Annotated in this window: 6 protein-coding genes; 1 reads left to right on the top strand and 5 read right to left on the bottom strand. The window is 51.6% G+C overall.

Features of this window, described 5'->3' with window-relative positions:
• Positions 1–121 precede the first annotated feature (121 nt).
• Positions 122–583 (top strand): nuclear transport factor 2 family protein, encoded by a 462-nt coding sequence (locus tag ACWA6V_RS17080; protein ID WP_449523624.1) that lies wholly within the window; start codon positions 122–124, stop codon positions 581–583.
• Between the two features lie 62 nt (positions 584–645).
• Here ACWA6V_RS17080 and pelA read toward each other — a convergent pair whose 3' ends face one another.
• The 5 genes from pelA to pcnB all read right to left on the bottom strand — a co-directional run.
• The gene (pelA, locus tag ACWA6V_RS17075; RefSeq protein ID WP_449523623.1) at positions 646–1,851 is read right to left on the bottom strand and encodes a pectate lyase; all 1,206 of its coding nucleotides are present in this window, start codon (positions 1,849–1,851) and stop codon (positions 646–648) included.
• A gap of 201 nt (positions 1,852–2,052) precedes the next feature.
• Entirely contained in the window at positions 2,053–2,892 is an 840-nt protein-coding gene (gene panB, locus ACWA6V_RS17070) for a 3-methyl-2-oxobutanoate hydroxymethyltransferase (protein ID WP_449523622.1), read from the bottom strand.
• 43 nt (positions 2,893–2,935) lie between these two features.
• Entirely contained in the window at positions 2,936–3,619 is a 684-nt protein-coding gene (locus tag ACWA6V_RS17065; protein WP_449523621.1) for a deoxynucleoside kinase, read from the bottom strand.
• A 23-nt stretch (positions 3,620–3,642) separates the two neighbouring features.
• The gene (gene folK, locus ACWA6V_RS17060; protein WP_449523620.1) at positions 3,643–4,128 is read right to left on the bottom strand and encodes a 2-amino-4-hydroxy-6-hydroxymethyldihydropteridine diphosphokinase; all 486 of its coding nucleotides are present in this window, start codon (positions 4,126–4,128) and stop codon (positions 3,643–3,645) included.
• Between the two features lie 3 nt (positions 4,129–4,131).
• Positions 4,132–5,142: polynucleotide adenylyltransferase PcnB (pcnB, locus tag ACWA6V_RS17055; RefSeq protein ID WP_449523619.1), on the bottom strand; the 1,011-nt coding region annotated here is incomplete at its 5' end.

The following is a 5,142-nucleotide window of genomic DNA, read 5'->3' as shown; positions in this document are numbered from 1 at the left end:
TAGCCCAGTTTGGAACTCCCCTTTATTTGTAATCTAGTATGGTCTTGGCCGGCATCGTTTTGGTGTCGGCTTTTTTTATTGTCTATTGTTTATGTTTTAATTTTTGTGGTGAATATTGGCGATGAAAAAACATTTGCTTATGACGGCCTGTGTGATGAGTTTGATGGGGGCTGTGGTACAGGCGCAATCTTGTTTGGATGCTGAAAAGTTGGTGAAACTGGATGCCGAATATGAAAATGCACTGCGCAAAGGCGATGTGCAATTTTTGGATAAATTGCTCGCGCCGGAGTTTCAATGGGTGCACAACCTCGCCAGCTTAAAAGAGACCAAAGCGCAATTGTTGCTAAGGGTGCAACAACCGGAAGAGCAACCCAAAGCGCGCCGCGCGCATGACCTTAGCTTGCAGCGATTGGATAAAACGGCCGTTTTGCAGGGGTTGAGCAGCGTGGAGAAATGGAATCCGGATGGTAAAACTTTCCGTACATCGCGCTACCAGTTCATGCGTACTTATGTGGAACATAAAAGGGAGTGCAAATTGCTGGCGGTGCAGACCATGAAAGTCTGGTCGAGCGAAGCGGATTAATGGTTGTGGATGCTATTCCCTGCTGCGCAATGCAGCAGGGATGGAACACATGAAAATAAAATCTATTGCGGATATTTCCTGGCCCAGTCCACATATTTTTTTAATATCTGATTGGGTGAAGTGGTGTACCAGGCGTAGCCGAGGCGGCGCTCTTCCGACACTTTTTCCAATGTGTAATACACGGAATCATCGCGATCGCCGAAGAGCGGTTTGTTGGTTCCTATCTCATAAAAACGCGCCCAGAGTGGCGGTGCATTTTTATCATCCTTTAATTGTGCATCACCGCGTGTCCAGGTTTTACCAAGTATTTTATTCTGCTCATACCAAGCCGCCGCCGCGTGTACGGATTTAATTATCCCGGCGCTGGGTTTTTCCAGCTCCATCAAAAAATCGAGCATCCACACGCTTTCCGAACTGGTGAGCGAAATCATTTCGTAGGCACGTGCTTTTGCAGGTTTTAGAGTTTTGGCATCGTGCTGCGCGCCCCAGATGGCCAGTGTGCCATTGGCAATCACTTGGGTTTTTAGTACACAATCGAGCGCGCGTTTGAGGCTCGCTTGCGCTGCCTGTTGTTGTTTCTGGTTGACAAACGCAAAAGCGTTTTTGGCCTGGGTGACATCGTGCAGCAACGCCATTAAATCGCGCATCAACGCATCGTTGTAAGTGATGTGATCGTGATACTCACCCACCAGTGGATAATTTTGCGGCCAACCGCCATTGGGATACTGCGCAGTGAGAATAAAATCCAACCCCTTGTTGAATGCATTTGCATAACGCGCATCGCCGGTCGCTTTATAGGCTTGCGCCAGTAGCTGGAGTTGGGTGCTGGTGGCTCCGTTATCGAATGTGGGGATATAACCTTTCTCAACACCAAATGCCTGACCTGGTTGGCGCGGCGCCTTGCTCATATCGGTGCGTTTCGACCACCCACCTGAAGGGGTTTGGAAGGAAAGAATTACGTCCATTACGCGCTTGCCTTCATTGCTCTTAAACCAGTCGGGCGCCTGTTTTACATCAAACCCGAATTCTTTGGTGTACTCCGGCAGGCTTGGCTTTTTTTGGCCGAGTTTTTTTAATTCTGCATCGAGAAAATCTTCATCCGTCTGGCGCAGTTTTTTTGAAGCGGCGAGATACGTTTTCCATGCGGTCTCGTCGCCGGTGGTTTGCTGTGTTTGCGCCGCTGCTTCAGTTACTGGCGTGTCTGCCTGTATCGGTGCAATAAAACTACAGCCCAGTAATGCAATAAATAAAGATGATTTGGTGAGCATAACTCTTACCTGTTTATATCGGTTCATAAAAGTTGTCGGTTCATAAGGGTTGTCGGTCGATGATTGAGTCGCTTTGTCATTGTTGTGCGACGAATGTCCGATTTTTTTGCCGATTAGATAAGAGTCTAGCAACAGGGCAAATAGTTGCCCTGCGTTTCTATTTTTTAGGATGGAACAAGTTTAATAGAGGGTAATTAATCTTTAGATAAAAATGTTGTCATCGCTGGGGAAGATTCCAGCTTTCACATCGGCAACATATTTTTGCATGGCACCGGGAATGTCGTTTGCTTCCAATAAAAAGTTCTTGGAAAATTTCGGCGGTTGCTCGGTTAGGCCAAGAATATCGTTGATCACCAACACTTGCGCATCCGTATCGCGGCCTGCACCTATACCAATGGTCGGGATCGCAATTTCGCGCGTAATGCGTGCGCCCAATGCGGCGGGCACACACTCCAGCACTAATAAATCGGCGCCGGCGTCGGCGAGTAATTTGGCATCGGCGAGCATTTTTTCTGCGCTTGCTTCATCGCGCCCCTGCACGCGGAATCCGCCAAATTTATTCACTGATTGCGGTGTTAAACCCAAATGGGCACACACGGGTACGCCGCGTTCGGCGAGCATGTGCACTGTCTCTGCCAGCCAGGCGCCGCCTTCGAGTTTTACCATCTGCGCACCGGCTTGCATGATGCGCGTGCAATTGCGCATGGCTTCGTCCGGGGTGGCGTAAGTCATAAAGGGCAGGTCGCCGATAATCAGCGATTTTTTGTTGCCGCGTGCAACAGCTTCGACGTGATATATCATCTGCTCCATAGTGACTGGGATGGTGCTGTCGTAACCCAATACCGTCATGCCGAGCGAATCGCCCACCAATACCACTTCTACGCCGCAACGCTGTGCCATGGCGGCCATATGCGCGTCATAGAGGGAGATCACCACAAATTTTTCGCCAGTGGTTTTTAATTTGTGAAGCGTGTTGATAGTGACATTTTTAGTGAGCGCGGTGTTCGCCGTAGAGGTGCTATTGATTGTTGAATAGGGCATGGCAATTCTCGCTACAAAAATAAAAATCAGTGGTGATGTTGCATTAAAGCGCAGGCACAGGGTTGTAATAGTGGCGGCCGCTTTTGATGGTGAGGATATATTCCACCAGCTGCTTAAAGTGCTCGCGGTTTTTGGCCAGATTTAAATCTTTGGCATTCACTATGAGGAGTGGTGCGGGGTCATAGAAGTGGAAAAATTCAGTATAGGCGTGGTTGAGCGCTTTTAAATAATCGACCGTAATATGTTGCTCTGCACTGATGCCGCGTTGGCGGATGCGGTCGAGCAACACGTCGAGTGGCGCCTGCAAATAAATCACCAAATCCGGGCGCGGCGCATTGATCACCAACTTGTCGTAAACCTGGCGATAGATATTCAGTTCATCGTCATCGAGGGTGGTGCGCGCAAAGAGTTGATCTTTCTCGATTAAAAAATCCGCCACTCGCACTGGCTCAAAAATATCGTCCTGGCGCAAACTTTGTAATTGGTTGGCGCGCTGGAATAAAAAGAATAGTTGGGTGGGGAGTGCAGTGGATTTTGGATCGCGATAAAAACGCTCCAAAAAAGGATTCTCTTCCGGCTGCTCCAGCAACATATCGTAATTAAACAATTGCGCGATATTGCGTGCGAGTGTGGTTTTGCCCACGCCGATACAGCCTTCCACGGTGATATAGCGCGGCAATTTGACGTTGGTTAAATCCAGTCCAAGCTCTTCAAACACAGGGTTCACGGCAACTCCTTGAAACAGATTCGTTAAGCGGGCGATGACAGGCGCAGCAGTCCGTCTGCCGGGCAGCGGCTGAGCAAGTCCGCGAGCGGGGTGCCATCGGGCAAATGCAAATTAGGGGTGATATCCGCAAGCGGATAAAGGACAAAGCTGCGCTGAGTGAGATAGGGGTGAGGCACGGTAAGGCGCTCCTCCTCAATGATCTGGTCGCTGTAGAGCAGCAAATCCAGATCCAGGGTGCGTGGCCCCCAATGTTGGATGCGCACCCGTTGGTGGGCTTGTTCGATGGCTTGTAGTGCATCCAGCAGCGCGAGCGGGGCGAGCTGGGTGTCGAGCAGGGCAGCGGCGTTGATGTAATCCGGTTGCTCGGGGCCAACGGCACGGCTGGAGTAGAGCGCCGAGCGCGCCAGCAGCGACGTCAGCGGCAGCTCCGCCAATTCAATAAAGGCGCCTGTTACCTGCGCGAGCGGATCTTCCAGATTGCTACCCAGACCTATATAGGCCAGCGCCATGGATTATTCATTCCCGCCGGGGGTGGCATCGGTTTTGGGTTTGCGCGGGCCGCGGCGACGGCGCGGTTTGCCGGCTGCCTTGGCGCCACCTTGTTTGCCGATATCTTTAACCATCTGCTCACGCTCTTCATCGTTCGCAGTTTGGTAATTGGTCCACCAAACGCCTAAGCCATCGAGCGTTTCGCCTGCCGCTTCGCGCATCAATAAAAAGTCATAGGCGGCGCGGAAGCGCGGGTGATCGAGCGTACGCAGGGCGCGCATGCCCAAACGGCTGGGCAGGCGTTGCTGCAGGTCCCAAATTTCGCGCATCGGTATCAGGAAACGCTTGGGTACTGCGGTGCGCGTTAACTGTTGGTTGATAACATTCTGTGCGGCTTGAGCCCAGGCCTGGGTTGGCGTCATCTGCCCACTGAGTAGTTTGAACTGCTGCTGCAGTGCAGGCCAGAGCAGGGCGGCGTAGATAAACGCAGGGGTGACGGTTTTGTCACTGCGGATGCGCTTATCAGTATTGATCATGCATTGTTCGATCAGGTTGGCACCAACCTCATCGCCCGCTTTGAGCGCTTTGTCAGTGCCGGGGAAAAGGTGTGCCAGTAAGTCGTACTCGCGCATCAGATTGAATGTTGCTGTTGCCGATCCGCCTAAGAACAATTTGAGGACTTCTTCAAACAGGCGCGCATCGGATACGTTTAACAGTAAGCCGCTCAGTTCGCGGATAGGCTTGGCGGTTTTAGGCTCCAGATTAAAGCCGAGCTTGGCCGCAAAGCGCAATGCACGCAGTATGCGCACTGGATCTTCTTTGTAGCGCGTCGCCGGGTCGCCAATGATGCGCAGGGTGCGCTGCTTGAGGTCTTCCATGCCATTGCAGTAGTCGATGACGGAGAAGTCCTTGAGCGTGTAGTAGAGGGCGTTGACACTGAAGTCGCGGCGCATGACATCGCTTTCGAGGGTGCCGTAGACCTTGTCCCGCAGCAACTTGCCCTCTTCACTCCCCACCCTGGATGATTCTTCGTC

The organism is Cellvibrio sp. (genome assembly GCF_053579595.1).
Note: the sequence above shows the minus strand (reverse complement) of the source record. Positions and strands in the feature narration are given on the sequence as shown.